Source organism: Streptomyces sp. NPDC054757 (genome assembly GCF_053612185.1).
This window is the reverse complement of record NZ_JBSHBW010000011.1, coordinates 119,405-145,789: the sequence shown is the minus strand read 5'-3', so window position 1 is coordinate 145,789 and position 26,385 is coordinate 119,405. Positions and strand designations below refer to the sequence as shown.

Genomic DNA, 26,385 nt, shown 5'->3' with positions numbered 1-26,385 from the left:
CGGGACCGGCTCCGGGCAGACGGCACACACGGGCCGGACCCGCAGGCGTTACGGGATGACGATGACCGGCCGCTGGGCGCGCCGCGCGAGGCGGCCGGCCACCGAACCGAAGATCCGCCCGACGATGCCGTGGGTGGAGCCGACGACGATCGCGTTCGCCTCGTACTCCCGGCCGACCTCCTCCAGTTCGTGGCAGATGTCGCCGCCGCGCTCCACCAGGATCCACGGCACATCGGCGAGGTAGTCCGCGCAGGCCAGTTCGAGGCCGAGCACTTCGGTTCTGTGGTCCGGCACGTCCACGAAGACGGGGGGCTCGCAGCCCGCCCAGACCGTGGTCGGCAGCCGGTTGGCGACATGGACGATGATCAGGCCGGAGCCCAGTCGTACGGCCATGCCGATGGCATAGGCGAGGGCCCGCTCACTGGAGGTCGAGCCGTCGAAACCGACGACGACCCCGTGTCTGAAAGCGGGATCACATGCGTGACGTGGTTCGTCCGCCGCATGGAGTTCGGCCGATGGATCGGCGATCTGCCTGCGGTCCGCGGGTTCGGAGAATTCGTAACCGGCCATCGGTATCTCGGCGAAGAAGATCCTCTTGGGAGGGAACGGCAGTTGACGGTGGAGCGTGTCCGGCGGAGCTGTGTCCGGGAATCATCTTCCCAAGCCCATACCCTCCAGAGTACGGCGACACTCCTCTCCTGCCCACTGCCCGCCGATCCGGTCCGGCGTTCCAGGGAGCATGCCCGAGCAGGCCGGTAAATGGCAATGCCAGGTGGTGTCTACAGCTTCCCCGCCGGGCCGCGGGAGCCGGAGAGCGGCCGCGGCGCGCCTCCCGTACGGGCTCCGCCGCGCTCCCCGGCGCGCGTGCCGGATCCCGGACGGCAGCCCGCCGGACGGCTGCCGGGCGCCCGCAGGGGCCGGGTCGCGCAGGCAGGGGCCGTACGGCTGCCGTCCGGCCGCCGTACACGCGGCGCGCGGGCCCGGCGTGCCGGGAGCGCACAGGTTCCAGTGGCAGCCTGAGAGGCGCACGCCGGTCCACTGACTGAATCCCACCTGCACGCCCGATCGTTTTCAGCCAACTTAAGTGACCTACCCCGACCTTGGCGGAACGATACGTCAACCCCCGTGCCACCAGGGATGAAAGGACCAACGGCGGCTCACGCACCCTACTGGGACGGGCCATGCACGGATTGCCCACTTCCCTGGGGGCTTCCTGAGTGAAACGCTTCCTGATCGAATGCTTCGCGCCAAGTTGCCATGTCGACATAACGCCGACAGTCGAACTTGTCACGCCAGAAGCACGGGACACAGTAGATTCGATCATGGGTAAAAGGCGGGGGATCTCGTGCTGGACCGAGGGGCTGTGACGATTAAAAGCAGTTTGCAGGAGCGACAGTCCCGACAGGATCAGGGAGCCGTGAGCACCGAGGGGGGCTTAGCACCATGAGTCAGGGCCAGGACTCCACCGCCGTGGCGGAGACCGTAAGAAAGCTCTCCGGGCGCCGCCGCAAGGAGATCGTCTCGGTACTGCTCTTCAGCGGCGGCCCCATATTCGAGAGCTCGATTCCGCTCTCCGTCTTCGGCATCGACCGGCAGGACGCCGGGGTGCCGCGTTACCGGCTGCTGGTGAGCGCGGGCGAGGAAGGCCCGCTGCGCACCACGGGCGGTCTCGAACTCACCGCGCCGTACGGCCTGGAGGCCATCAGCAGGGCCGGCACCGTCGTCGTCCCGGCCTGGCGGTCGATCACCTCGCCGCCGCCGCCCGAGGCGCTGGACGCGCTGCGCCGCGCCCATGAGGAGGGCGCCCGGATCGTCGGGCTGTGCACCGGCGCGTTCGTGCTCGCCGCCGCCGGACTCCTCGACGGCAGGCCGGCGACCACCCACTGGATGTACGCTCCGACGCTCGCGAAGCGCTATCCGTCGGTCCATGTGGACCCGCGTGAGCTCTTCGTGGACGACGGCGACGTCCTGACCTCGGCCGGGACCGCGGCGGGAATCGATCTGTGCCTGCACATCGTGCGGACGGACCACGGCGCGGACGCGGCGGGCGCGCTCGCCAGGCGGCTGGTGGTCCCCCCGCGCAGGAGCGGCGGCCAGGAGCGCTACCTCGACAGGTCTTTACCCGAGGAAATCGGCTCCGATCCCCTGGCGGAGGTCGTCGCCTGGGCGCTGGAGCACCTCCACGAGCAGTTCGACGTGGAGACGCTGGCGGCCCGCGCGTACATGAGCCGCCGGACGTTCGACCGCCGGTTCCGCTCGCTCACCGGCAGTGCGCCGCTCCAGTGGCTGATCACCCAGCGGGTGCTCCAGGCGCAGCGCCTCCTGGAGACGTCGGACTACTCGGTGGACGAGGTCGCGGGCCGCTGCGGCTTCCGGTCGCCGGTCGCGCTGCGCGGCCACTTCCGGCGCCAGCTCGGCTCCTCGCCCGCCGCGTACCGGACGGCGTACCGGGCCCGCAGGCCGCAGCCGTCCGAGGCCGTGGCCGTGGTCCCGGTGGCGGAGGGCGTCCCGCAGTCCCGCCGCGTCCCGGCGCCGGGCGGCGACCGGCCCACGGCGCCACAGCCCGGCTCCCCCGTGCAGCCCGAGCCGGGAAAGCCGGGCTCGGACACCTATGCACCGGGCCGCCCGGTGGTGCCCGGGCAGCGGAGCGCGACCTAGGAGTGCCCGAGGGGGCCGGAGCTCGGCCCCCTCGGGACCGACCGCCGCCGGGGGACGGCGGCGCCCCTTGCCGGCCGGTCTAAGGTAGGGCGCATGAACGATCGCATGGTGTGGATCGACTGCGAGATGACCGGGCTCTCGTTGACGGACGACGCACTCATTGAGGTGGCCGCACTGGTCACCGACTCGGAGCTGAACGTGCTCGGCGAAGGGGTGGACATCGTGATCCGCCCGCCCGCCGGGGCCCTGGAGACCATGCCCGACGTGGTGCGGAAGATGCACACCTCATCCGGCCTGCTCGACGAGCTGGACGGCGGTACGACGCTGGCCGACGCCGAGGCGCAGGTGCTGGCGTATGTGCGCGAGCATGTGAAGGAGCCGGGCAAGGCGCCGCTCTGCGGGAATTCGGTCGGTACCGACCGGGGCTTCCTGCTGCGCGACATGAAGGACCTTGAGGGCTACCTCCACTACCGGATCGTGGATGTCTCGTCGGTCAAGGAGCTGGCCCGCCGCTGGTATCCGCGCGCCTACTTCAACAGCCCGGAGAAGAAGGGCAACCACCGGGCGCTGGCGGACATCCGTGAGTCCATCGCGGAGCTGCGCTACTACCGGGAGGCGGTCTTCGTACCGCAGCCTGGGCCGGACTCGGACACCGCGAAGAAGATCGCGGCCAAGCACGTCCTGCCTGCGGATTAGCGCCGCGCGTCCGGATCGGGGCGGGCGCACGGAAAACGCCGGGGACCCGCCCGAAAGGCGGGAGCGAGCACCCTCCCGGACCCTGTACACTTTTTCTCGGCCGGTCGGAAACGACACGGTCATGGTGGGTATAGCTCAGATGGTAGAGCACCTGGTTGTGGTCCAGGATGTCGCGGGTTCGAGTCCCGTTACTCACCCTCAGTGACTGAGGGCTGACCTGCATAGGCGGGTCAGCCCTCAGTCGTTTGGCTCCCTGCCACATCGAGCGCTGAAGCGATCTCGTCGCGGGGCGGTCGGCGGGCGTTCACCGCGTGACCGGCGGGCCCGGCCCGCTTGCGGTCCAAGTACTTCTTGCCGAGTCTGCGGCCCACCGCCATCACTCGTCGGCTTTCGGGCGTTCCGTAGGTGCGCGTTTCGGGGAATGAACGGTTGCTGCCTGATGGTTGCCATGCGCAGTACGGGAACAGGCACGGAACAGAGGTGGTGGGCGTGAAGGCCGTAGTCGTGGACGCCTTCGGCGGCGCGGACGCACTCGGGCTGACCGAGGTGGCCGATCCGGTGGCCGGTGCAGGGCAAGCCGTGGTCCAGGTGGAGGCCAGCGGGGTCGGTTTCGTGGACATCATGGCCCGTCGAGGCGAGTACCAGCCGCTGTCCGTACCGGGCTTCGTCCCCGGCGTGGAGATAGCCGGGGTCGTCACGGCGGCGGGTGAGGGCGTGGACGCCGGTTGGGTCGGGCGCCGCGTGTTCGCCGTGGTCCAGGGCGGTGGATACGCAGAGCAGGCACTGGTCGCAGCCGACAGTCTGGCCACCGTGCCGGCGGCCGTCAGCGCGAACGAGGCCGTGGCCATCGGCGTGAACGGACTGGTGGCCCGCGTCGGTCTCGAAAAGGCCGGTGTCGGCCCCGGTGATTCCGTGGCGATCAGGGGAGCACGCGGAGGCATCGGCCTGATGGCCGTTCAGCAGGCTGCTGCTCAGGGGGCCGACGTCACTGCCGTCGTCTCCCGCACGAGACCGGACGACCGGCTGGCCGAGTTCGGTGCATCCCGGGTAGTGCCCAGCAGCGAGGCCGGCTTCTCCGGGGAGTACGACGTGGTGCTCGACACAGTCGGCGGCGACGAGATCGGCGTATGGGTCGGTCGGCTGGCATCGAACGGGCGTTTTGTCCTGTGCGGCGCCGCGGGCGGATCTCCCGACGCCGGGTTCGGCAAGGCCCTGCTGCAGCATTACCACCGGTCGCCCACCTTCATTGCTTTCAGCCTCGGTTCACTTCCAGGTGCCGAAATCGCACCACACGCCGAGGCCTTGTTCGAGGCCGCCGCAGCAGGGCGCCTGCGGGGTGTCATCCACGAGGCCTTGCCCATGGCGCAGGTGCGTCGGGCACATGAACTGGTCGAAGGCGGCGGCCTGTTCGGCAAGGTGGTGCTGGTTCCGTAGGCGGGCCGGTTGCAGGGCCGCTGTCACTACCCCGTAGGAATCTTCTGACGGAGGCCCGGTCTGCGCGTACAGGCCGGGCCTCCGTCGTCTGTGCGCCGCCGTGTGCGCCGCCGCCGCTCCCGCTGTTCTCCCGGTCACTCCGTGCGCCCTCCCGGTCTCCGTGACGTACGGCGCCGGTCGCCGGTTGGACCTGGCAGCAGGCCCCTGCCCTGCGCCGCCCGGGCCCAGGGCCACTCCCTGCTGTGGAGAGACCATGTCCGAACTCTGGATGCCCGGCGCCCAGCGCCTCGACACCGGTGACCACGCGCCCACAGCCGGCGGCCCAGCCAAGGCGGTCGCCCACATCACCTGGGACAAGAACGCCACCGCAGCCGAACCCGCCGACCTCGTCCCGTACGAGCGGCTCGCCGACCACTTCGGGCGCACCGCCACCGGGAAGGCCGCCGCCCCGCATCTGCTCTGGTCTCCGTTCACCGGGCGGTTCACCCAGTTCACCCCGGCCACCTCACGGGCGAAGAGCCTGGTGGACCGGGAGGGCGGCACCCGTACCAACCGGGCGGGCTCGGTCGTGATCCAGATCGAGGCGCTCTTCTTCCCGTACTGCCGGGTGGACGGCAAGGTCTACGCGAAGCTCACGGACACCCCGTGCAAGGGCTGGGCGGACCTGAACGGCTGGGTCAAGTCCTGGGGTGTGCCCGACACCTGGCCGATGGGCCGGCCGGCCGACTTCACCTCGCACCGCAGGGAGAGCACCTGGGAACACGCCGCCGGCTGGTACGGGCACTCCCAGGTGCCGGAGAACGACCATCAGGACCCGGGCAGCTGGCCCGAGTTCGCGGCGCACGCTCGCAAGAGCGCGGCGGACGGCGGCATTCCGGGCCAGACCTCGCGCGAACCGCTGCGCGCGCCGGGCACCCCGCCCGCCGGGGGCGGCAACTGAGCGCGGGGCCGGGGGGCCGGCCCGAATGCGCATACCGGGACGCGTACGGGTGCGGGCACGGGTGCGGCGACCGATACGCACACGGGTGCCGCTGCCGGTACACGTACGGGTGCTGCTGCCGCTGCCGCGAGGCCGTTACGAGCTGAGCCGTGGCACCAGATCCGTCGGGAGCACCAGTTGGGACCGCTCGACGGCGGCCGTCCCCGGCGAGCGGTGTGCCGCGATCTCCGAGAGCAGCAGACGGGCCATGGCGCGGCCCATCTCCTCGATCGGCTGGCGCACACTCGTCAGGGGCGGGTCCATATGACGGGCGATCACCGAGTCGTCGAACCCGACGAGGGCCACATCGTCGGGCACCCGCCGACCGCGCTCGCGCAACACCTGGCGGGCGCCCGCGGCCATCACGTCGGACGCGGCGAACACCGCGTCCAGATCGGGGCGGCGGTCGAGGAGCAGCTCCATCGCCCGTCTGCCGCTCTCCTCGGAGAAGTCGCCGGGGGCGACGAGCGCCCCGTCACCGTCCGCGCCCGCGGCTGCGACCGCCCTGCGGTACCCGTCCAGGCGGCACTGCGCGGCGTAGATGTCGGACGGCCCGGTGATGGTCGCGATCCTGCGTCTCCCCCGCGCCACCAGATGCCCGACAGCGCTGCGCGCCCCCTGGTAGTTGTCCGAGTCGACCGAGGGAAGCGTCTCCTGGTAGGAGCGCCGGCCGCTGACCACGGCCGGGATGTCGAGCTGCTGGAGCAGGTCGGGCAGCGGGTCGTCGGCGTGCACGGAGACGAGCAGCACCCCGTCCACCCGGTGCGCGGCCAGGTACTGGGCGAGCCGGTCGCGCTCGCGGTCGCTGCCGACGAGGGTGAGCAGCAGCTGCATCTCGGTGTCGGCGAGCGCGGCGCCGACCCCCCGGACGATGTCCGAGAAGTACGGCTCGGCGAAGAAGCGGGTCTCCGGCTCGGGGACGACGAGCGCGATGGCGTCCGTACGGTTCCCGGCGAGCGCGCGGGCCGCCCGGTTGGGTACGTATCCCAGCTCGGCGACCGCGGTCTCGACGGCTTCGCGGGTGCGGTCGCTGACCCGGGGCGATCCGTTGATGACGCGGGAGGCGGTGCCGCGGCCGACCCCGGCCCGTGCCGCGACCTCTTCGAGCGTGGGCCGCCCGCCGCTCCGTACTCGCGCTGCCGTCATGGCTGCCTCCCGTTCGCGGTCAATTTCTCACAAGTCGGATAACCGGACCAAGTCCGGTCTCCGGCTCCTCGACCCGCCCGGGGCCCGGCCCGTCCCGTAGCGCACGCCTGTGAGGAGAACGCGATGGGAGCGCTCCCACTGTAGAGCGCTCCCACTGTACGGGGCGACGGGACCGCCGCAGAACGGGCCGGGCCGGGCGCGCTGCCCGGCTCCGGCCGTCCGCCGGGGTCCGGCCGGGTCAGTCCACCGGCGGCAGCGCGTGGCGCCGGATCACATCGGCGTACCAGTGGGCGCTCGCCTTCGGGATACGGCGCTGGGACGCGTAGTCGACGTAGACCGCGCCGAACCGCTTCGAATACCCGTACCCCCACTCGAAGTTGTCCATCAGGGACCAGAGGAAGTAGCCGCGCACATCGGCGCCGTCGGCCACCGCCCGCCGTACGGCGTCGAGATGGCCACGCAGGTAGTCGATCCGCTCGGGGTCGGCGACCTGGCCCTCGGGCGAGACGTAGTCGTCGAACGCGGCGCCGTTCTCGGTGACCATCAGCGGCAGCCCCGGGTGCTCCCTGCTGACGTCGGTCAGCAGGCTGTAGAGCCCGTCGGGGTCGATCGCCCAGTTCATCGCGGTGCGCTTCTTGCCCTCCGCGAGGTGGAAGGCGACATGTTCGGACCCGGTCCACGGCGAGTGGTCGCTGCTGCCGTGACCGTCGTCGCGGGTGTCCCCCGCACCGCTCTCCGGGGTCGAAACCAGCGTCGGCGTGTAGTAGTTGACGCCGAGTACGTCGATGGGCGCCGCGATGGTGGCCAGGTCGCCGTCCCTGACCAGCTCCGGCCAGTCCACCAGATGGGCGGTGTCGGCGAGCAGGTCCTCGGGGTAGCCGCCGTCCAGGATCGGGCCGGTGAAGATCCGGTTGCCGACGGCGTCGATCCGGCGTGCGGCGTCCGCGTCGGCCGCGCTGCCGGTGAGCGGGCGGACCTGGTGGAGATTGAGGGTGACCGAGATCTGCGCGGTGGCGGGCAGTCGGCCGCGCAGCACCTCGGTCGCCCGGCCGTGGGCGAGGTTGAGGTGGTGGGCCGCCCGCAGGGTCGCGGCGGGCTCGGTGCGGCCCGGGGCGTGCACCCCTGAGCCGTAACCGAGAAAGGCGGAGCACCACGGCTCGTTGAGCGTGGTCCACATGCCGACGCGGTCGCCGAGTGCGCCCGCCATGATCTCCGCGTAGTCGGTGAAGCGGTCGGCGGTGGCCCGGTGGGGCCAGCCGCCCGCGTCCTCCAACTCCTGTGGCAGGTCCCAGTGGTAGAGCGTGGCGACCGGGGTGATGCCCGCTTCGAGCAGTTCGTCGGCGAGTCTGCGGTAGAAGTCGAGGCCGCGCTCCACGGCCGGGCCGCGGCCGGTGGGCTGCACCCGCGACCAGGAGACCGAGAAGCGGTACGCCTTGAGGCCCAGCTCCTTCATCAGGGCCACGTCGTCGCGGTAGCGGTGGTAGTGGTCGGCTGCGATGTCGCCGGTGTCGCCGTTGCGGATCTTGCCCGGGGTGTGGCTGAAGGTGTCCCAGATGGAGGGGGTGCGGCCGTCCTTGGCGGCGGCGCCCTCCACCTGGTAGGCGGCGGTGGCCGCGCCCCAGACGAAGCCCACGGGGAATTCCGCCGCCTCGGGCGCCTGCTCACGGGTGGTGGTCTCGGATCGTACGACGGTCATGCGGGAGCGCTCCCAGGGGTGGGCGGAACAGGGGCGGTGGGGAAGACGGGCGGTGGGGAAGACGGAACGGGTCCGGCTCCGGTGTCCCGTACGGCTCGCGGTCAGGCACGGGCCGTACGGGACGCACCGGGGAGGACGGGAGACGCAGAGGTCACCCCTTGACGGCGCCGGACATGATGCCTCCGACGATCTGCTTGCCGAAGATCACGAACACCACGAGCAGCGGCAGCGTACTGATCAGCGCGCCCGCCATCACGATGCTCTGGTCCGGCGTGTAGGAGGCGCTCAGCTGACCGAGCGCGACCTGCAGGGTGGGGTTCTGCTGGTTGAGGGCGAGATAGGGCCAGAAGAAGTCGTTCCACGCCTGGACGAAGGTGAGCATCCCCAGCACCATCATCGCGGGGCGGGCCGCCGGGAGGACCACGCTGCGCACGATACGGAGGTTGTTGGCGCCGTCGATCTTGGCCGCCTCGACCAGTTCGTACGGCAGCGCCTCCAGTAGGTACTGCCGCATGAAGAAGACACCGAACGCGCTCACCAGGGTCGGGAAGATCACCGACTCCAGGTTCCCGCCCCAGCCGATCTTGGACATCATCATGAAGAGCGGGACGACGCTGAGCTGCGGCGGGATGGTCAGGGTGGCGATGACCGCGGTCATCAGTCCGCCGCGCCCCCGGAACCGCATCTTGGCGAAGGCGTACCCGGCCAGCGTGCAGAAGAAGAGCGTGGCCGCGGTGATGCAGCCGGAGACGATGACGGAGTTGACGATCGCCTTGCCGAGGTGGGCCTGGTTCCAGGCGGCGTTGAGGTTGTGGACGAGCCGGCCGCCGGGCAGGAACGGCGGTGTACTGGCCAGCACCTCGTCCTGGGTGTGGGACGCGGCCACCAGGGTCCAGTACAGCGGCAGGATGGAGCCGATACCGACGGCGATCAGCGCGACATAGGAGAAGGGGCCGCCCTTCAGCTGCTGGCCGGCGCCGGGCCGGAAGCGGCGGCGGGGCGCGGAGGGTGCGGGGACCGGCCGGGGGGTGAGACCTGGCGCGTGGGTGGGGCTGGTCATGGTCATGGATTTCGCTCCCGGTCAGGCCGCGGACTTGCGTACGTAACGGCCGATGAGCCAGTTGATCGCGGCGATGATCAGCAGCAGGGCGAGCATCGCCCAGGCCACCGCGGCGGCCGGACCGAGGTGCCCCAGATTCCAGCCGTAGTTGTAGAGGTAGACGCTGAGCGTCTCGTACTGATTCTCGTTGCCGCCGGTGGCGCCGAGGGTGCCGCCCTCCAGGAGCAGCGGCTCGCCGAAGAGCTGCATGGAGCCGATGGTCGAGATGACGATCGTGAAGAGGATCGTCGGCCGCAGCGAGGGGATGGTCACCTTGCGGAACTGCTGCCAGCGCGAGGCTCCGTCGATGGAGGCCGCTTCGTACAGATCGCTGGGAACCGCCTGCATCGCGGCCAGGTAGATCAGGGTGTTGTAGCCGGTCCAGCGCCAGATGACGATGACCGAGATGGCGATCTTCGAAGTCCAGTGCCCGTTGGCCCAGTTGGTGTGACCGAGGCCGATGAAGTGCAGCAGCCAGTTGAGCAGGCCGCCGTCGGCCCGGAAGACCAGGGCGAAGACCAGGGCCGCCGACGCCACCGATGTGGCGTACGGGGTCAGGATGATGGTGCGGAAGAAGGTGCTGGCCCGCAGCTTGTAGTTGAGCAGATGGGCCAGGCCCAGCGCGACGAGCAGCTGGGGGGCCGCCGACATCACACCGATCAGGAAGGTGTTGGAGACCGCCGTCCAGAACTCGGCGTCGTGCAGGATCCGGTCGAAGTTGGCCCAGCCGACCCACTGCATCTGGTCGAGACCGGTCATCTCCACCCGGTGCAGGGCGATCCAGCCGGTGTAGAGCAGCGGATAGAGCCCGAAGGCGCCGAAGACCAGGAAGAACGGGGCGATGTAGGCGTACGGCGATGCCTTGTCGTCGAACCTCCACAGCCTGCTGCGCCACTTCTGCCGGCGGTCGGCCGCCGAGGTCTCCGGAGAACCGGAGGGGGGCGGGGTGTGAGCATCCCGGGCGGGTGCCGATAGGGACACAGTCGGGAGTCCTTCCTGGGGGACGCCGGCCCGGGTGGCGGTGCCGGCCTGACGGCGGGGGCCGGGCGGGCGGTTGCGGGCCACCCGCCCGGCGGTGGTCAGTGCCTTCCGTACGGATCGGACCGGATCCGCGCGGGAGGTGTCTAGCCGAGCGCCTAGCCGATTGCCTTGTCGATGGCGTTGGTGGCGGCGGACCAGGCGTCGTCCGGGCTGGTGCCCCGCTGCTCCATGTTGTTGATCTGCGTGGAGAAGGTGTCCTTGATGACCGCGTCCTTCTCACCGAGTACGGCCAGCGGGATGGTCTTGGCCTCGTCGGCGTAGATCTGGCCGACCGGCGCGTTGTTGAAGTACGACAGCTTGGCGTTCTTCACCTCGGGCAGGTCGTACGCGCCCTTGTTGGACGGGAAGGCGCCGATCGCCTTGAAGACCGCTGCCTGCTGGGCGGGCGCCGTCAGCCACTTGACCAGGGCGCCGGCCTCGGTGACATGGCTGCCCTTCTTGGGCACCGCGAGGAAGGAACCGCCCCAGTTGGCGGCCGACGAGCCGGGGGCCGTGGTGATGTCCCACTTGCCCTTGTTGGCCGCACCGGCGTTGGTCGAGATCTGACCGGCCATCCACGCGGGGCAGGCCACCGTGGCGACGGTGCCCTTGCGCAGGGCGGCCACCCACGGGTCGTTGAACTGGGCGAGGCCCTGGGTGAGCTTCTTCGACGCGGCGTCGGCGGCCAGGTTCCAGCCCTCCTTCACGCTGGGGCTGTCCTTGTAGATCGCCTTGCCGCTCGCGTCGTAGTACTGCTTCGCGTTCGAGCTCACCACGGCGTTGAACATGGCGCTCGCGGAGTCCATGAAGTACGTACCGGCGGGGGCCTTCTTCTTGTACTCCTCACCGAGCTGGAGGTAGGAGTTCCAGCCGCCCGCGACCTTCTTGGCGACGGCGGCACGGTCGGTCGGCAGCCCGGCCTTCTTGAAGAGTTCGGTGTTGTAGCAGAGCGACATGGGGCCGATGTCCGTACCCGCGCCGATCACCGCGCCGTCGGACGTGGTGGCCTGCTTCTCCTTCCAAGAGAGCCAGTCACCGACGTTGATCACCTTGCTGAGGTCCGCGAAGTCGTTCGCCTTGGTGTCGACGACCTCCTTGATACGGCCGACCTCGATGCCCTGCACATCGGCCAGTCCGCTGCCCGCGTTCAGCTCCTGGAGCATCTTGGGGTAGTAGACCTTCTCATCAGCGGTGACGTCTTCCTTGACCGTGATGTTCGGGTGCAGCTTGTGGTACTGGGCGAAGAGCCCGGCCTCCTTGTAGCCGAACTGCCCGTAGTCCGCGACGGTCAGGGTGATGTTCCCGTCGGCGTCGGTGCTCTTGCCCGAGTCCGACGAGTCGCTGCTGCAGCCGGCCAGCAACAGGGCGGTCGCTGTCAGGCCCGTGGTGGCGATGACCGCTGCTCTGCGGCGGCGGCCGCCGACGGTGCGGGTGATGCGCATTCCACTACTCCTTGTTCCAGGGTGGGACTGGCGTTCTTACTGCGCGGCATACGCGCTGGTGAGTGCGAGTGCCGGGAAGTGCAAGGGGGGAGGCACGGGCCGTTCAGTCCGTACGGGAAAAACCCGTGCGATGTGGGAGCGCTCCCATGCGCCGATGCCGGAAGGTTGCTGCCTTGGAGGGGTGGGTGTCAAGAGTTGAAGGCGGTTCCGTTGCCCGAGCGTGTCCCGCACGTCACGCGAACGTGTCCGGCACGGCTCTTGCCACCGGGGACGCCGTTTGCGGGCAGCACCGGGTGCGGGTCAATTCCCGCAGATCAGCGGGGTGGTGGTGGTGTATCACCCGGCCGCTGATCCGGGGAGGACCGCGCTGGGGCCTGGATCACGGCTGCATACCGGGAGATGAACGGGGCTTGGAAGGGGGCCGCGCCCGGGGCGGGTTACGCCTTTTTCCTCCGAACTCCGACCGGGAGAACGAGGGGTGGGGGTTGTCCGGGACGGTGGTGGGTCCGCGCACGGCAAACGCCCCGGCCGGGTGGGGGGTGAACCGGCCGGGGCGTCCGTCTTGAGGGGGCGTCAGCTGTGGGTGAGGTCAGTTGTGGGTGGCGTCAGCCGTTGGCGGCGTCAGCTGTCGGCTGTCTCAGCTGTTGGCTGTCTCAGCTGTTGGCGGCGAATGCCTTGGTGAAGGCCAGTTCGTCCTGGACGACCGACGAACACGTCGGGTCGGCCGAGTCCTTCGCACCACCCGGGCACTCCTGGTCCCGGGCGGCCGACCACATCGAGAGCCGTCCGAGCCCCTTCGCCTTGGCGAACTCGGCCAGCTGCTTGGCGTCGTCCACCGTGAACTTCTCGGTGTTGACGTCATTGACACCGATCATTGGGGTGACCGCCACGGCCTTCCACGCAGCGGCGTCCGAGAGCCCGAGCACTCCCTTGATCTGCGCCTGTGTCGCGGTCGCCGCCTGGGTCGCGTAGTCACCCATGTCCCCGCTGTAGGAGGGCCCGTAGTCCATCGCCATGATGTTGACGGCGGAGATGTCCACGCCGTTCTTCTTCGCGTTGGCAATGAGGTCCACGCCGGGCTGGGTCAGCCCCTCGGGCATCACCGGCAGCGTGAACGAGACATCGAGCCCCGGGTGGGACTTCTGGAGCTGCGCGATGGCCTGCGCGCGGCGGGTGTTGGCCGCCGTGTCCGGCAGCGCGCCGCCCTCGATGTCGAAGTCGACCTTGGTGAGCTTGTAGGCGTCGATGACCTTGCCGTACGCCGCGGCCAGCGCCTCGGCGGAGGAGCAGGCCGCACCCAGCTCGGTGCCGGAAGCGCCGCCGAAGGACACCCGGACATCACCGCCCTTGGCCCGCAACCCGCTGATCTGCGAGGCCACCTTGTCGTCACCGAGTCCCGTGGCGCCGCCCCAGAGCGGGGCGCAGCTGCCGCCCGAGGTGATGAAGGCCAGGTTGAACTCCTTCACACCGGTCTTGGCCGCGGTGCCGAGCAGGTCGTACGCGGGGTAGAGCGAGGTGTCGACGTACGGGGCGAAGCCCGCACCGGACGAGGTGCCCGTCCCGGTGGCGGTGGTTCCGGTGGACGCGGGGCCGGACTTCGACGAGGAGTCCGTGGACGCTCCCGCGCCCGCTGCCGGCTTCGCCGGGCCCGAGGGCTGCGAGGACTGCGCGGGCCGGGACGGCTGCGACGGCTTGGTGGGACGGCCGCTCGGCGCGGGCGCGCCGCCGGAGTCGACCGAGCACTTCGCGCCGTCGATGACACAGCCGGTGGGGGCGCCCGCGGTGGTGCCCGACGAGGTGACGAACCCGATGGTGAGGGACTTGCCCGCGGCGATACCCGCCGTGTCCCACTTCGCGGGGCGCACGGTGACGTGCTGTCCGTCGACCGTCGACCGGGCGTTCCAGAGCGAGCTGAGCTTCGTCCCGGCGGGCAGGTCGAACTCCAGCTTCCAGTCGGTCAGTGCCTTGCCCGCGTCGTTGCTGACGACGTACTGGCCGGTGTAACCGCCCTGCCAGTCACTGGTCCTGGTGTAGGCGGCGCCCACGTCGGCGGCGTGCGCCGTACCGGTCAGTGCGAACGCGCCGCCCCCTGCGACGGCCGCGGCCACGACCGCGCCCATCGCCTTGGTCCTGCCGCTCACCTTGCGCCGGTGGGTCCTCGTACTCATGGCGTGCCTGCCTCTGCGTGACGGAAGTGGGGGGTGTGGGCAGCACGCTAGCGATGGCGAACCGGACAATTGGGCGGTTCGGGCGAGAAGCCGAGGATCTTAGGGCGGGCTTAAGGAAGAGAAAGGGAGCGGTTAATTCCGGGGGTCCGGAGCCGCCCCGGACCGGCCGTCCGCGCCGGCCCCGGACCGGCCCGGCGCGGCCCCCGGCACGGCCCCCCGGAGCGCCCCGCGCCTGCGCCCCCGTACCCGGTGGCCGTGGGCGCGCGGGGCGCCACCGGAGTCGAGGGCGATCCAGAGCCGGACCTCGGTGCCGCCGAGGACCGAGCGGCCGATCCGCAGGTCACCGCCGGTCGACTCGGCGACCCGGCGCACGATGTCCAGGCCGAGGCCCGTGGAGCCCGTCCGCCGGCCGCTGTTGCCGCGGGCCAGGGCGGCCACCGGGTCGGCGATGCCCGCACCCGCGTCCGACACGAGCACGATGACGGCGCCATCCGCCTGGTGCACGTCCACCGAGAAGGGGGTGGACTCGGGGGTGTGGCGGAAGACGTTTCCGAGCAACGCGTCGAGTGCGGCGGCCAGTTCGGAGCGCGCCACCGGGATGTGCACGGGCCGGCCCACACCGGCCAGCCGTACCGTACGGCCCTCGTCCTCCGCCAGCGCCGACCAGAAGGCCATCCGCTCGCGGATCACTTCGGAGGCGTCGCAGCTCCCGCCCGCGCCCGGCCGGCCCCGGCTCTGCGGGCGCTGTTCCCGGGCGGTGCGGATGATGGTGTCGACCTCCAGCTCCAGCTTCTCGACGGCCGCACGGGTCTGTTCGGCGGCCGGGCCCTCCCCCAGCGACGCGGCGTTGAGCCGCAGGACGGTGAGCGGGGTGCGCAGCCGGTGCGAGAGGTCGGCCGCCAGTTCGCGCTCGCTGTCCAGGAGCTGGACGACCTGGTCGGCCATCGAGTTGAACGCCCCTGCGGCCGAGCGCAGTTCGGCCGGTCCCTCCTCGGTGACCCGTACGGACAGCCTGCCGTCGCCCAGCTCGCGCGCCGCCCGTGCGAGCCGCTGCGCGGGGCGCACCATCCGGGCGCCGAGCCGGTCGGCGACCGCGACCGAGCCGACGACCAGCGCGATACCGACACCTGCCAGGACCAGCCAGGCGGTGCCGACCCCGTGGGAGACCTCGGCGTCCGGTACGTACACCTCGACGACCGCGATCTTCCCGCTGGGCAGTGCGGTGGGCTGGAGGAGCGCGGAGCCGCCGGGCACTTCGGTGATCATGGCCTGGCTGCGGGCGGCCTGGATGTCCTCGGCCGCTGCCCGCCGGTGGCCGATCTCGGTGGGCCGGCTGCCCGGTCCGCCCGGCGCGGGCACATGGATGGCGACGCGGCCCGCCGCGCCCGCCGGGGTGGAGGCGACGGCCTTCTCCAGGGGGAGGCGGTCGGTGGTGATGGAGAGGGTGGGGGCGAGGGCCGAGGCGTTCCGCTCGGCGCCGGCGAAGGCCCGGTCGCCGGCCATCTCCTTGATGACCAGACCGAGCGGTACGGCGAAGGCCACCACGACCATGGCGGTGGCGGCCAGCGCCACCTTGACCAGCGCCCACCTCATCGGGGCGGCTCCAGCTTCACCCCGACACCGCGGAGCGTGTGCAGATAGCGGGGACGAGCGGCGGTCTCGCCGAGTTTCCTGCGCAGCCAGGAGAGGTGGACGTCGATGGTCTGGTCGTCGCCGTACGACTGCTGCCACACCTCGGCGAGCAGTTCCCTGCGCGCGACGACCACTCCGGGCCGTCCGGCGAGGAAGGTCAGCAGGTCGAACTCGCGCCGGGTCAGGTCGAGCCGGGCCCCGTCCAGCTCCGCCTGTCTGCGCAGCGGGTCGACACAGAGCCCGCCGACGCGGATGAGCTGCGGAGGCGGCTCGGCGGCCGACCGGCTGCGGGAGCGGCGCAGGACGGCCGCCATCCGGGCCGACAGATGCTCCACCGAGAAGGGCTTGGTGAGGTAGTCGTCGGCGCCGTCGTTCAGCAGCCGGACGATCTCCGCCTCGTCGTCCCGCGCGGTGGCGATGATCACCGGTACGTCGGTGATGCCACGCAGCATCTTCAGCGCTTCCGCCCCGTCGAGATCGGGCAGGCCCAGATCGAGAATGACCAGGTCGAACTCGAAATGGGCCACCTCGCGCAGCGCCTCCAGAGCCGTGCCGACGCTCCGTACGGTGTGAGAGGCATCGGTGAGGTGCCGGATGAGGGCGGAGCGTACGAACTGGTCGTCCTCGACCACGAGCACACTTGCCATGGGCGGCACCGTACGCCATTCGGGGGCGGCGGGTGGGTGAGTCGCCGTGTCGCGACACCCGTGGGGCGGGTGAGGCAGTATGGCGCGATGATCCGGCGACTGACTCAGGCCCTGGCGTGGTCGCTCGCCACCTGCGCGGCGACGACGCTGACCTGGTGGGGGGTGCATTCGGTGATGGCGGGTACCGCCTATGACCTGCCCCGGGCGCTTCCGGCGGGCAGCCCCCAGCTGCTCTCGTCGGCCACCCACCGGCCCGAGGAGCCGGATTCCGCGTCCCCCGGGACGGGGCGGCGGCCCGGGGGCGGATCGCCTTCCGCCTCCCCGGCCCACCCGTCCCGGAACCTGCGCTCCTCGCCATCCCCCTCGGCACCGTCCTCCGCGCCCTCGCACTCCACCGCGCCGAACGGCCCGGCGGGGTCCGGGAGTCCGAGCGGTTCGTCCGGTGATGTCCGGAGTTATGCGACCTCGGGCGGCCGGTCCGTCTTCGATCTGGGGGCGGACTCGGCCGCGCTGGTCTCGGCGACCCCCGCGGACGGCTGGCAGATGCGGGTCTGGAAGCAGCCGGAGTGGATCCGGGTGACCTTCACGCAGGGGCCGCGCTCGGTGTCGCTGTTCTGCACCTGGAACGGACACAGGCCGTCGGTGGAGGTCGACGACCACTGAGCGGGACGACCACCTGAGCTGCCGGGCCGCAACGGCAGGGCCGGTGAACTCGCGCTCCCCCGCTACCGGAAGACCGCGGACGGCGGCGCGGGTGGGGCCTGCGCGTCGGCGTCCCGTACCGGCTTCGCGCCGCCCGTGAAGTCCGTCAGCCCCCGGCCGTGCTCGACCCGCCCGGCGTGCCCGTCCCCCGCCACCCGGCGGGTCAGCTCGGCGAGGGGCAGCGGGAGCGCCGACCCCACCAGCACCGCGTTCCCGAACCTCCGGCCGCGCAGCACCGCGGGCTCGGCCGCCAGGGCCAGTTCGGGGAAGGTCTGTGCCGCGGTCGCGATCTGGCCGCGGAGATACGTCAGCGGCGGGCCGTCGGTGAGGTTCGCCGCGTACCAGCCCCCGGGTTTCAGCGCCCTGCGGACCTCGGCCAGGAATTCCGTACTGGTGAGATGTGCGGGGGTGCGCGCACCGCTGAAGACATCGGCGACGACCAGGTCCGCCCAGCCGTCCGGGATCTTCGCGAGTGCGGCGCGGGCGTCGGTGGAGCGGACGCGGATCCGGGCGCCGGGGTCCAGCGGCAGGACTCTGCGCACCAGTTGGACCAGCGGGCCGTCCACCTCGGCGACCTGCTGGGTGGAGCGGGGCCGGGTCGCCGCCGTGTAACGGGCGAGGGTGAAGGCCCCGCCGCCGAGATGTACGACGTGCAGCGGCTGTCTGGGCGGTGCCACGAGGTCGATGACATGGCCGAGCCTGCGCTGGTACTCGAAGTCGAGGTACGTGGGGTCGTCGAGGTCCACATGGGACTGCGGGGCGCCGTCGATCAGCAGCGTCCAGGCGCGCGGGCGGTCCCGGTCGGGCCTGAGTTCGGCGGTCCCGCCGTCCACCTGCTCGACGACGGACTCCGGTGCGGAACGGCCCTGCCGCTTGTTCTTCGCCACTCCCCCAGTATCGGTGCTCAGCCGGGCGCGATGCTGAGCCAGTGCCGGAGGTCAGCCGGCACCGGGGCCCAGCCGCCTTCGGGACCCAGCCGGTATCGGCGCCCAGCCCGCCGGGCCGCTCACCGGCGGTTGTCCGCCGCCTCGATCAGACGGGCCGCCTCGCCGAGTGCCGCCCTGAGCACCGAAGGGTCGGTGACCGGCGCGGTCTCGGGCGGCAGCAGCCAGCCGGTGCCCCGGACCGGCGGCTCGTCGGGGATCCGCAGCCCGCGTCCGTTGGTCTGCGTACACGCGCTGCCCGGCAGGTCCCAGCCGTCGGCCGTACCGGGCGGCACCAGGAATCCGAGGGTGTCGCAGGCGCCGTCGTGCAGGACGGGGCCGACATCGGCCGAGTCCGCCCCCCTGCGCAGGATGTCCACGGCCTCCAGCCCCTGCCGCGCCGGGACCGTCACCAGATCGCACGCTTCGGCCGCGCCGTCGGGTGGCGCGCTGCACTCCTGACTGGGTGTGTGCCGGGCGGTCGTTCTCGAACCGCTCGTCTCCGTACCGGTCTCCAACAAGGCAACCCCTCCTCGTTCTCCACAAGGTTCAACGCCTGCGGACGTCAAGGGCTACGGCGCATCGCCGCCGTAAAGGATGGCAGTTCATGGCAAATCGCGGGTGAGATATCCGTTTTGTAGCTATACCGGCTGTGTGTGTCTCATCACAGACGGTACGTTTTGCGCGCCGGAGCGGTCCGGTCCGACAGCACCATCCGCCAGAGAGGGCTCGGCCATGGCGATGTCACGGGAGGTACGCAACCCGGCTTTCCGGGAGTTGCGCGGACAGCGTTCGCCCGGTGAGTTCGCGGCGGCGATCCGCCGGGCCGCGCGCGAGATCGGCGAACAGGTCTCCTGCGACGCGCGGTACGTCGGACGTGTCGAGGCCGGCGAGATCCGCTGTCCCAACTACGCGTACGAGCGAGTGTTCCTGCATATGTTCCCCGGTTCGACCCTGAAGGATCTGGGGTTCTCCGACCGGGGGGTGGTGCGCGGGCGGGGTGTCTGTCCCGGTCGCGTATCACCGTCCCAGCCCCACACCAGCCAGAACAACGAGGAGAGCGACGTGCTGCGTCGCGCATTCATGGCCGGCGGTTCCGCCGCGGTGGCCGCCGTCTCACTGGGCCTCCGTCCGGCCCCCGTACCGTCCCCGCGCCAGGTCGGCGAGGCGGAGGTGAGCGCCGTCGAAGAGGCCGTGCGGCAGATCAGGCTGCTCGACGACCGGCACGGCGCCGCCGGTCTCTACCAGCGGGCGGCGCAGCCACTGGAAGCCGCGTACGCCCTGCTCGACGCGGGCACCGCCCGCCGCTCCGCGGCCGACCGGCTGCACGCGGGCGCCGGTGAACTGGCCATCTCCGTGGGATGGCTGGCCCATGACTCGGGCCGCTTCGACGACGCGCGGTCCCACTACGCGGAGGCCCTGGCGACCGCCCGGGTCTCCGGTGATCCCGCGCTTGAGGCCCACGCCTTCTGCAATACGGCGTTCCTGGCGCGGGACGCGGGGCGGCCGCGGGAGGCGGTGCGGGCCGCGCAGGCCGGGGAGCGGGCGGCGAAACAGCTGGCTTCGCCCCGGCTGCTGTCGCTGCTGACCCTGCGGGAGGCGGGCGGCTGGGCGGGTCTCGGTGACCGTACGGCCTGTTCCGAGACGCTGGGGCGGGCCAAGTCCCTCTTCGCGCAGGGCGCTTCGGAGAATGATCCGGAGTGGATGACCTTCTTCGTGGAGGCCGAGCTGGAGATGCTGGAGGCGCAGTGCTGGTCGGCGCTGAGCGACTGGCCGCGCGCGGCCCGGCACGCCGAGCGCGCGGCGGAGCTCCAGGATCCGCACTTCGCCCGCAATCTGGCGCTCTACCGTGCCCAGCTGGCCGACGATCTGGCCAGGGCCGGCGCGCCCGACCGGGCGGCGGCGGCCGGGCACCAGGTGCTCGACCTGCTGGACCAGGTCCGGTCCTCCCGTATCCAGGCGATGCTGGCGGGCACGGCCCGCAGGCTGCTGGCCCAGCGCAGGGCGGCCGGGGTGCCGGCCTTCCTGGAGCGGCACGCGTCGGTCCCGCGGCTGGTCTGAGGGCGGCCCCGCCTCGGACCGGGGGCGGGGCCGCGGGGCCCGTCCCGAGCGGGGTCTCCCGGCCCGGTCCGAGTGCCCGGTGCCGTTCACGGCCACGCTCCAGCCACGGCTACCGCTCCAGGTGCCCGGTGTCGTTCCACCGCTCGACCGCGGGGGCGTCGTACGCCCAGCCCAGCACCGAGAGCGACGCCGGGGCCAGCCTGACGCGGGCCCCGAAGGTCAGGTCGTAGCCGAGCCAGCGCGCGGCGAGCGCCCGCAGGATGTGGCCGTGCGCGAAGACCAGGACGTCGTGGCCGCCCGTACGGATCCGGTCGACCACCTCGTCGGCGCGTGCGGTGACATCGGCCACGGACTCCCCGCCGGGGGCGCCGTCGCGCCAGATGAACCAGCCCGGCCTGACCGCCTGGATCTCGGCCGGGGTCATTCCCTCGTACGCCCCGTAGTCCCACTCCAGGAGCGCGTCCCACTCCCGCGCGCGGCCGGCGAACCCGGCGAGTGCGCAGGTCTCGCTCGCCCGCAGCAGCCTGCTGGTCAGCACCCGGGCGTCCGGCACGGCGTCCCACGGAGCCCGGTGCAGACGCTCCCCGAGGAGCTTGGCCCCCTCGCGCCCCTCGTCGAGCAGGGGGATGTCCGTTCTGCCGGTGTGTTTCCCGGACAGCGACCATGCGGTCTGTCCATGCCGGACCAGCAGCATGCGGGGTGCCATGACGCTCTCTCCCAGGGGGTGTCGTGATGCTTGTCCCATCATCGCGTACGGGGTCGGGGAGCAACCCGGCGGACGGCTCCGGCGTCCCCCTTACCGTGCCCCTGCGGAGAGGGGCCGCCTGAACTTGTCATTCCATACGCCCTATGGTGGTACGCCGGGTGACAGGCCCCGTTTGAACTGACGATGGAGAGCATTCGGATGCCGTACACCGCGCACCGTGACCGGCCCCGCTGGTGGACAGAGCTCCTGGTGATCGCTGTTGTCTACACCGCGTACTCATCGGGCCGGCTGCTGGCCCGCGGCAACACCGAGGACGCGATCGAGCACGGGCTCTCGCTGCTGCATGCCGAGAAGTTTCTGCACATCAACATCGAACACCCGCTGAACAGGCTGTTCACCCACACCCCTGCCATCGGGATACCCGCCGACTTCGCCTACGCCTCGCTGCACTACGTGGTCACCCCGGCCATCCTGATCTGGCTCTTCCGCCGCAGGCCGGCCCAGTACCGGATGGCACGCACCTGGCTGATGGTGTCCACGCTGCTCGGCCTGATCGGCTTCACGCTGACGCCGACCTGTCCACCGCGGCTGCTCGCGTCGTCGGAGGGTTTCGTCGACACGATGGCGCAGTACAGCTCGTACGGCTGGTGGGGCGATGACGCGAGTGCGCCGCGCGGGCTCGGCGGGATGACCAACCAGTTCGCCGCGATGCCGAGTCTGCATGTGGGGTGGGCGCTGTGGTGCGGGGTGATGCTGTGGCGCTACGGCCGTACACCGCTGGCCCGAATACTCGGGGTGCTCTACCCGTTGACCATCACCTTCGTGGTGCTGGGCACGGCCAACCACTATCTGCTCGACGCGATCGCGGGGGTCGCGGTGATGGGTGTGGGGCTGCTGCTCGCCCGGCCCGCGGTGCGGCTGGCCGACAGGGTACGGGCACGTTTCTCCTCCGGTACGGCCGACGTTCCTTCCCCGGTTGTCGGTGCCGGATGCAAGACTTCCCCGGGTGAGCGATTCCCCGGGCAGCGGACCTCATCCGCCTCCTCCACCCCCTCGCCCTCTTCCGGGCCGGCGGGCGACACCGCCGACGACGGCACTGCGACAGCGGCTCGCTGAGCTGCGGGGTCCGTCCGTCGCGCCGCAGCCGCTGGACGCCCGCGCGCTGGCGGCCCTCGCCGCCAACCCGGGCTGCGAGCGGCGGGCGCTGCTCGACGGCGCCGGGGTGAACAAGACGGTCCTCGCCCAGGCCCTCGGCTCCCCTTCGGCCTTCGGCCAGTCCCAGTTCGCCTTCATGCGGGGCAACGCCTTCGAGGCGAGGGTGAAGGCCGATGGCGGAGCCGATCTGATGCGGCTGCTCGCCGAGCACATGGGCACGGCCGAGCCGGTGGGCGTCTCGGTCCCCGATCTCACGGCGGCCGGCCCCCAAGGCCGCGCAGCGCGCACCTCGCTGGCCCTGCGGGAGGCCACCGATGCCGGTGGGTGGACCCTGTTCGACCATCCGATGCTGGCGCTCGATGTGGCGGGCTCCCCGGCCTATCTGGAGCCGGACGCGGTGGTGGTGGACCCGTCCGGGCGGTGGACGGTGATCGAGATCAAGTCGTTCCCGATGATCGACGCGTCGGCGGACGCGGCGAAGGTGGGCGCGGCCGCCCGGCAGTCGGCGGTGTACGTACTCGCGCTGGAACGGATCGCGGCGCATGTCAACGGCGGGGGCGGCGACGGACGCGGCGGGGACGACGCCGTGCCCGGCGGGGACGACGGCGTACGCGGCAGGGACGGCGAAGACCTGGGAGGCGGCGGAGACGGCCTGGGCGACGAGCACCGGGATCACGACGCACGCGGCGCAGGCCGCGCCTCCGTGCACGACCGGATCCTGCTCGTCTGCCCCAAGGACTTCTCCAACCTGCCGACGGCTTCGGCCGTCGACGTACGCAAGCAGCTTTCGGTGACCCGCCGTCAGCTGACCCGGCTGACCCGTATCGAGGACATCGCCGCGGCCCTGCCCGAAGGCACCACCTTCGACCCGTCCCTGCCGCCCGCCGAGCTCACGGCGGCGGTCGAGTCGGTGGGCGCGGCCTACGCACCGGAGTGCCTGGCCGCCTGCGAGCTGGCCTTCCACTGCCGCGGCCGGGCGAAGGAGACGGGCGCGGTGGAGGCGCTGGGCCGTGGGCTCCGCGGCGATCTGGGCGGGCTCACGACGGTCGACGCGGTGCTGGCCGCGGCCCACGGCGAGCAGGGCGATCCGTCCGACCCGGCCGTGGCCGCGCTGCGCAGGGCCGCGGCGCTGCGGGCGGAGGCACTGGCGGAAGGGGCGCGAGGGCTCGAGACGCTGCCGCCGCAGACGCGTCAGGACCGGGTGCCCCACGGGCAGGAGGGTCCGCCGCCATGTCACTGATCAGTACGCTCGCCCGCCTTGAGGCGGTGCGGTCCGGCCGCGCGGAGCCCACCGCCACCGTCCGCCACCGCCATCTCTCCCCGCGCCCGCTGGTCCTCGTCCCCCTCACCACGGCGGGCGAGGCCGGCGCCCCGCTCGGCGCGCTCGTCGGGACGGACCCGGAAGCCCCGAGGCTCCTGACCGTCGCCCAGCCGCGCGACCGTGATCTGCGGTTCGCGTTCCTGGCCGAGCTGGCCGACGCCGTACTGCCGTACATCGACGGGTACGCGGACGACGTCGAGGCCGCCGAGCGCTCCGAGACCGACCCGGAGACCGGGAAGAAGGTCAAGGTCGAGACCGAGCTGTGCGCGGACGCCCCGCAGCTGATCGTGCCGGGCCGGGCGGGCATCGACTTCGTCCGGCTCCTCGGGCGTTCGATGCGCTTCCGGCGTACGGCCGACGAGGATCCGGAGACGCCCTACCCGGCGCCGCCCCGGGTCCCGCTCCTCGGCCGCTGGCTGACCCACTACGGCGAGCGCGCCCGGGTCCCGGGCTCCTCGCTGCTGCTCGCCGCGACCGACCTGCTGAACCGTCACTGGGCCACCGGCCAGAGCAGTCTTGAGGACCAGCACCTCGGCGCGCTCCTCGGCTGGATCGACCCGGCGGACGGGGTGTCCGGCGCCGAGGCCGCGCTCCGGGCGGAGCTGGGGCGCGACCGGGAGGGGCAGCTGCTCTGCCCGCCCGCCGGGCCCGCCACCGACCCGGCCTTCGACAACCGGCTGCTGGCGCCGGCGGTGGAGCGGTACGACACGGCGCGTACGGCACTGGCCGCCGCCGAGGACGGACCGGCAGCCGACGACCGGCTCGGCGAGCTGACGGCGGCCGAGCGGGAGATCCACCGGCTGCTCGCCGGGCAGCTGCGCCCCACCTGGGACGCGGTCTGGCAGTCGGTCGGGCTGTTGCGCACACTGCCCGAGGGGGCCAGGGCGGCTGAACGGTGGACCCGGGACCGCTGGTCGTTCACCGGCCACCGGGACCGGGTGCGGGCGGGCGAGCCGCCGCAGCCACGCCGGGACGACGCGGTGACCGCGGCACAGAAGCTCGCCACCCGCGAGACGGCGCAGACACAGCTGGAGGCGCAGGAGGCACTGGACGATCCGCTGGTGATGGCCGGGCGGCGGCTGGCGGGCGAGGCGTTCGCCGGTGAGGTGACGGATGTGGTGATGGCGTGGAGCGAGTCGAAGCGCCCGAGCCCGCGCCCCCTGGTGACGCTCCGCACCGACGACACACCGCACATCGGCGAGCGGGCCAAGGTCCACCGCACGCTCCCCGGCGACCCGCCGAAGGCGCAGACCGCCGAGTTCGTACGGTACGAGGAGGACGGCTCACTGGTGCTGCGGCTGACCAACGGCATGGGACGCGCCAGGGATCCGGCCCCGGGGACCGTGCCGGAGAAGGGCGACCGGCTCTGCTGGACGCTGTTCGAGCACAGTTCGCGGGGCGGGCCCGAGCTGCCCGCGCAGGAGGACACCCCGTGGACGCACGGCGGTCCGCCGGAAACCGCCGCCCCCGCGCTGCTCCCCGACCCCGTCACCCCCGAGGACCTGCTGTGAGCTTCGACCCCGGTGCGGAGGCCGCCCGCGCGACACGGGCCATCCTGGACGACACGCTGCACGGCACCGCCCGCGGAGTGGTGGTCGACTCACCGCCGGGCGCGGGCAAGTCGACGCTCGTGGTGCGCGCGGCCCGTGAGCTGGCCGCCGCCGGGCGCCCCCTGATGGTGGTCGCGCAGACCAACGCCCAGGTGGACGACCTGGTCGTGCGCCTGGCCGGGAAGGATCCCGAGCTGCCGGTCGGCCGGCTGCACAGCAGCGACCCCGACCCGTACGACAAGGCGCTGGACGAGCTGGAGAACGTCCGCAAGTCCGCCAAGGCAGCCGATCTCGCCGGGCTCGACGTGGTGATCTCGACGGCCGCGAAGTGGGCCCATGTGAAGGGCGTCGAGCCCTGGCGGCACGCGATCGTGGACGAGGCGTACCAGATGCGCTCGGACGCCCTGCTTGCCGTGGCCGGACTCTTCGAACGGGCGCTGTTCGTGGGCGATCCCGGCCAGCTCGACCCGTTCAGCGTGGTCGGCGCGGAGCAGTGGGCGGGGCTGGCGTACGACCCGTCGTCCAGCGCGGTTTCCACCCTGCTCGCGCACAATCCGGAGCTGCCCCAGCACCGGCTGCCCGTCTCCTGGCGGCTGCCGGCATCGGCGGCGCCGCTGGTCTCGGACGCGTTCTACCCGTACACACCGTTCCGCAGCGGCACCGGCCACGGTGACCGGCGGCTGACCTTCGGGGTGGCGTCGGACGGTTCCGGCCCCGACCGGGTGCTGGACGAGGCGGCCGAGACGGGCTGGGGCCTGCTCGAACTGCCCGCGCGGCACACCCCGCGTACGGATCCGGATGCGGTACGGGCGGTCGCCCTGGTGGTCCGGCGGCTGCTCGACCGGGGCGGCGCCGCGGTGAGCGAGCAGTCGCCGGACCCGGTGCCGCTGACGGCGGACCGTATCGCGGTCGGCACCGCCCACCGCGATCAGGCGGCGGCGGTCCGCGCGGCGCTCACGGAGCTGGGGGTGGCGGGGGTGGCCGTCGATACGGCCAACCGCCTCCAGGGCCGGGAGTTCGACGTCACGGTGGTGCTGCATCCGCTGTCGGGCCGCCCGGACGCGACGGCGTTCCATCTGGAGACGGGCAGGCTCTGCGTCCTGGCGTCACGGCACCGGCATGCCTGCATCGTGGTGTGCCGTGAGGGGGTGGCCGAGCTGCTCGACGAGCATCCGTCGACGGAGCCGGTGCAGCTGGGTGTGACGGTGAAGTTCCCGGACGGCTGGGAGGCGATGTTGTCCACGTGGGACCACTGGCAGGCGCATCGCGTGAAGTGGCGCCCCTGACCTGCACCGGGCCACTATTGGTCATGTGTTGGTTACATGCCAACCCACTGCCAGGGGCAACAGG

At 71.8% G+C, this 26,385-nt stretch carries 22 protein-coding genes and 1 tRNA gene; 11 read left to right on the top strand and 12 right to left on the bottom strand.

Translation table 11 applies throughout. The annotated features are described in order from the left end of the window. Positions 1 to 48: 48 nt before the first annotated feature. Positions 49 to 570 carry a universal stress protein gene (locus ACWGKJ_RS16175; protein ID WP_385023732.1) on the bottom strand — a complete coding sequence of 174 codons (522 nt, stop codon included), beginning with the start codon at positions 568 to 570 and terminating at the stop codon, positions 49 to 51. An 873-nt stretch (positions 571 to 1,443) separates the two neighbouring features. Between ACWGKJ_RS16175 and ACWGKJ_RS16170 the strand changes: the two genes are divergently transcribed. From ACWGKJ_RS16170 to ACWGKJ_RS16150, 5 genes are all read left to right on the top strand, one after another. Beyond that, a complete protein-coding gene (locus tag ACWGKJ_RS16170) occupies positions 1,444 to 2,658 on the top strand; it encodes a helix-turn-helix domain-containing protein (RefSeq protein WP_385023730.1) in 1,215 nt (404 codons plus the stop codon). Positions 2,659 to 2,751: 93 nt separating this feature from the next. Further along, the gene (gene orn, locus ACWGKJ_RS16165; RefSeq protein WP_385029919.1) at positions 2,752 to 3,354 is read left to right on the top strand and encodes an oligoribonuclease; all 603 of its coding nucleotides are present in this window, start codon (positions 2,752 to 2,754) and stop codon (positions 3,352 to 3,354) included. A gap of 124 nt (positions 3,355 to 3,478) precedes the next feature. Next, a tRNA-His gene (locus ACWGKJ_RS16160) sits at positions 3,479 to 3,551 on the top strand. Positions 3,552 to 3,843: 292 nt separating this feature from the next. After that, the gene (locus tag ACWGKJ_RS16155; RefSeq protein ID WP_385029916.1) at positions 3,844 to 4,788 is read left to right on the top strand and encodes a quinone oxidoreductase family protein; all 945 of its coding nucleotides are present in this window, start codon (positions 3,844 to 3,846) and stop codon (positions 4,786 to 4,788) included. A 253-nt stretch (positions 4,789 to 5,041) separates the two neighbouring features. Then, on the top strand, positions 5,042 to 5,728 hold the full coding sequence (locus tag ACWGKJ_RS16150) for a peptidoglycan-binding protein (protein ID WP_385029913.1): 687 nt from the start codon (positions 5,042 to 5,044) through the stop codon (positions 5,726 to 5,728). Positions 5,729 to 5,863: 135 nt separating this feature from the next. Here ACWGKJ_RS16150 and ACWGKJ_RS16145 read toward each other — a convergent pair whose 3' ends face one another. The 8 genes from ACWGKJ_RS16145 to ACWGKJ_RS16110 form a co-directional block, all read right to left on the bottom strand. Continuing rightward, entirely contained in the window at positions 5,864 to 6,913 is a 1,050-nt protein-coding gene (locus ACWGKJ_RS16145) for a LacI family DNA-binding transcriptional regulator (protein ID WP_385029910.1), read from the bottom strand. 238 nt (positions 6,914 to 7,151) lie between these two features. Next, positions 7,152 to 8,609, bottom strand: coding sequence for a GH1 family beta-glucosidase (locus tag ACWGKJ_RS16140; protein ID WP_385029907.1), 1,458 nt, complete (start codon positions 8,607 to 8,609; stop codon positions 7,152 to 7,154). A gap of 151 nt (positions 8,610 to 8,760) precedes the next feature. Beyond that, the gene (locus tag ACWGKJ_RS16135) at positions 8,761 to 9,675 is read right to left on the bottom strand and encodes a carbohydrate ABC transporter permease (RefSeq protein ID WP_385029904.1); all 915 of its coding nucleotides are present in this window, start codon (positions 9,673 to 9,675) and stop codon (positions 8,761 to 8,763) included. Positions 9,676 to 9,690: 15 nt separating this feature from the next. Continuing rightward, positions 9,691 to 10,689, bottom strand: a complete 999-nt coding sequence (locus ACWGKJ_RS16130; RefSeq protein ID WP_385029901.1) for a carbohydrate ABC transporter permease — start codon at positions 10,687 to 10,689, stop codon at positions 9,691 to 9,693. A 155-nt stretch (positions 10,690 to 10,844) separates the two neighbouring features. Then, complete coding sequence (locus ACWGKJ_RS16125; protein ID WP_385029898.1) at positions 10,845 to 12,170, bottom strand: ABC transporter substrate-binding protein; 1,326 nt, start codon at positions 12,168 to 12,170, stop codon at positions 10,845 to 10,847. A 653-nt stretch (positions 12,171 to 12,823) separates the two neighbouring features. Next, entirely contained in the window at positions 12,824 to 14,338 is a 1,515-nt protein-coding gene (locus tag ACWGKJ_RS16120) for a glycoside hydrolase family 18 protein (RefSeq protein ID WP_385029895.1), read from the bottom strand. Between the two features lie 132 nt (positions 14,339 to 14,470). After that, on the bottom strand, positions 14,471 to 15,931 hold the full coding sequence (locus ACWGKJ_RS16115) for a HAMP domain-containing sensor histidine kinase (RefSeq protein ID WP_385029892.1): 1,461 nt from the start codon (positions 15,929 to 15,931) through the stop codon (positions 14,471 to 14,473). Then, a complete protein-coding gene (locus ACWGKJ_RS16110; protein ID WP_385029889.1) occupies positions 15,928 to 16,617 on the bottom strand; it encodes a response regulator transcription factor in 690 nt (229 codons plus the stop codon). Before ACWGKJ_RS16110 ends, ACWGKJ_RS16115 begins: the two co-directional genes overlap by 4 nt. 87 nt (positions 16,618 to 16,704) lie before the next feature. On the opposite strand from ACWGKJ_RS16110, the gene ACWGKJ_RS16105 reads away from it, so the two are divergent. Next, complete coding sequence (locus tag ACWGKJ_RS16105) at positions 16,705 to 17,280, top strand: hypothetical protein (protein WP_385029886.1); 576 nt, start codon at positions 16,705 to 16,707, stop codon at positions 17,278 to 17,280. Between the two features lie 62 nt (positions 17,281 to 17,342). Here ACWGKJ_RS16105 and ACWGKJ_RS16100 read toward each other — a convergent pair whose 3' ends face one another. Both ACWGKJ_RS16100 and ACWGKJ_RS16095 read right to left on the bottom strand, forming a co-directional pair. Then, positions 17,343 to 18,206 (bottom strand): spermidine synthase, encoded by an 864-nt coding sequence (locus ACWGKJ_RS16100; RefSeq protein WP_385029883.1) that lies wholly within the window; start codon positions 18,204 to 18,206, stop codon positions 17,343 to 17,345. 119 nt (positions 18,207 to 18,325) lie between these two features. Further along, the gene (locus ACWGKJ_RS16095; protein WP_385029880.1) at positions 18,326 to 18,763 is read right to left on the bottom strand and encodes a hypothetical protein; all 438 of its coding nucleotides are present in this window, start codon (positions 18,761 to 18,763) and stop codon (positions 18,326 to 18,328) included. A 214-nt stretch (positions 18,764 to 18,977) separates the two neighbouring features. Here ACWGKJ_RS16095 and ACWGKJ_RS16090 point away from each other — a divergent pair, with 214 nt between their 5' ends. Continuing rightward, a complete protein-coding gene (locus ACWGKJ_RS16090; RefSeq protein ID WP_385029877.1) occupies positions 18,978 to 20,303 on the top strand; it encodes a tetratricopeptide repeat protein in 1,326 nt (441 codons plus the stop codon). A 109-nt stretch (positions 20,304 to 20,412) separates the two neighbouring features. Here the strand turns inward: ACWGKJ_RS16090 and ACWGKJ_RS16085 are convergent, their stop codons facing one another. Continuing rightward, positions 20,413 to 21,009, bottom strand: coding sequence for a histidine phosphatase family protein (locus ACWGKJ_RS16085; RefSeq protein ID WP_385029874.1), 597 nt, complete (start codon positions 21,007 to 21,009; stop codon positions 20,413 to 20,415). Positions 21,010 to 21,207: 198 nt separating this feature from the next. Here ACWGKJ_RS16085 and ACWGKJ_RS16080 point away from each other — a divergent pair, with 198 nt between their 5' ends. Genes ACWGKJ_RS16080 through ACWGKJ_RS16065 form a run of 4 tightly spaced genes read left to right on the top strand, consistent with a single transcriptional unit; the run spans position 21,208 to position 26,321 of the window. Continuing rightward, the gene (locus ACWGKJ_RS16080) at positions 21,208 to 22,125 is read left to right on the top strand and encodes a phosphatase PAP2 family protein (protein WP_385029871.1); all 918 of its coding nucleotides are present in this window, start codon (positions 21,208 to 21,210) and stop codon (positions 22,123 to 22,125) included. Then, positions 22,016 to 23,404: a hypothetical protein gene (locus ACWGKJ_RS16075; RefSeq protein WP_385029869.1), complete on the top strand. Its 1,389-nt coding sequence runs from the start codon at positions 22,016 to 22,018 to the stop codon at positions 23,402 to 23,404. Before ACWGKJ_RS16080 ends, ACWGKJ_RS16075 begins: the two co-directional genes overlap by 110 nt. Then, positions 23,395 to 24,996 carry a hypothetical protein gene (locus ACWGKJ_RS16070; protein ID WP_385029866.1) on the top strand — a complete coding sequence of 534 codons (1,602 nt, stop codon included), beginning with the start codon at positions 23,395 to 23,397 and terminating at the stop codon, positions 24,994 to 24,996. The genes ACWGKJ_RS16075 and ACWGKJ_RS16070 overlap by 10 nt, the downstream gene beginning before the upstream one ends. Then, on the top strand, positions 24,993 to 26,321 hold the full coding sequence (locus ACWGKJ_RS16065) for an AAA family ATPase (protein WP_453315753.1): 1,329 nt from the start codon (positions 24,993 to 24,995) through the stop codon (positions 26,319 to 26,321). The genes ACWGKJ_RS16070 and ACWGKJ_RS16065 overlap by 4 nt, the downstream gene beginning before the upstream one ends. Positions 26,322 to 26,385: the final 64 nt, after the last annotated feature.

Excerpts from the sequence above, each read along its gene's own strand:
- ACWGKJ_RS16175 (WP_385023732.1), bottom strand. The coding sequence starts at position 570 with ATGGCCGGTTACGAATTCTCCGAACCCGCGGACCGCAGGCAGATCGCC.
- ACWGKJ_RS16170 (WP_385023730.1), top strand. The coding sequence starts at position 1,444 with ATGAGTCAGGGCCAGGACTCCACCGCCGTGGCGGAGACCGTAAGAAAG.
- orn (WP_385029919.1), top strand. The coding sequence starts at position 2,752 with ATGAACGATCGCATGGTGTGGATCGACTGCGAGATGACCGGGCTCTCG.
- ACWGKJ_RS16150 (WP_385029913.1), top strand. The coding sequence starts at position 5,042 with ATGTCCGAACTCTGGATGCCCGGCGCCCAGCGCCTCGACACCGGTGAC.
- ACWGKJ_RS16145 (WP_385029910.1), bottom strand. The coding sequence starts at position 6,913 with ATGACGGCAGCGCGAGTACGGAGCGGCGGGCGGCCCACGCTCGAAGAG.
- ACWGKJ_RS16140 (WP_385029907.1), bottom strand. The coding sequence starts at position 8,609 with ATGACCGTCGTACGATCCGAGACCACCACCCGTGAGCAGGCGCCCGAG.
- ACWGKJ_RS16135 (WP_385029904.1), bottom strand. The coding sequence starts at position 9,675 with ATGACCATGACCAGCCCCACCCACGCGCCAGGTCTCACCCCCCGGCCG.
- ACWGKJ_RS16125 (WP_385029898.1), bottom strand. The coding sequence starts at position 12,170 with ATGCGCATCACCCGCACCGTCGGCGGCCGCCGCCGCAGAGCAGCGGTC.
- ACWGKJ_RS16120 (WP_385029895.1), bottom strand. The coding sequence starts at position 14,338 with ATGAGTACGAGGACCCACCGGCGCAAGGTGAGCGGCAGGACCAAGGCG.
- ACWGKJ_RS16115 (WP_385029892.1), bottom strand. The coding sequence starts at position 15,931 with ATGAGGTGGGCGCTGGTCAAGGTGGCGCTGGCCGCCACCGCCATGGTC.
- ACWGKJ_RS16110 (WP_385029889.1), bottom strand. The coding sequence starts at position 16,617 with ATGGCAAGTGTGCTCGTGGTCGAGGACGACCAGTTCGTACGCTCCGCC.
- ACWGKJ_RS16105 (WP_385029886.1), top strand. The coding sequence starts at position 16,705 with ATGATCCGGCGACTGACTCAGGCCCTGGCGTGGTCGCTCGCCACCTGC.
- ACWGKJ_RS16090 (WP_385029877.1), top strand. The coding sequence starts at position 18,978 with ATGGCGATGTCACGGGAGGTACGCAACCCGGCTTTCCGGGAGTTGCGC.
- ACWGKJ_RS16085 (WP_385029874.1), bottom strand. The coding sequence starts at position 21,009 with ATGGCACCCCGCATGCTGCTGGTCCGGCATGGACAGACCGCATGGTCG.
- ACWGKJ_RS16080 (WP_385029871.1), top strand. The coding sequence starts at position 21,208 with ATGCCGTACACCGCGCACCGTGACCGGCCCCGCTGGTGGACAGAGCTC.
- ACWGKJ_RS16070 (WP_385029866.1), top strand. The coding sequence starts at position 23,395 with ATGTCACTGATCAGTACGCTCGCCCGCCTTGAGGCGGTGCGGTCCGGC.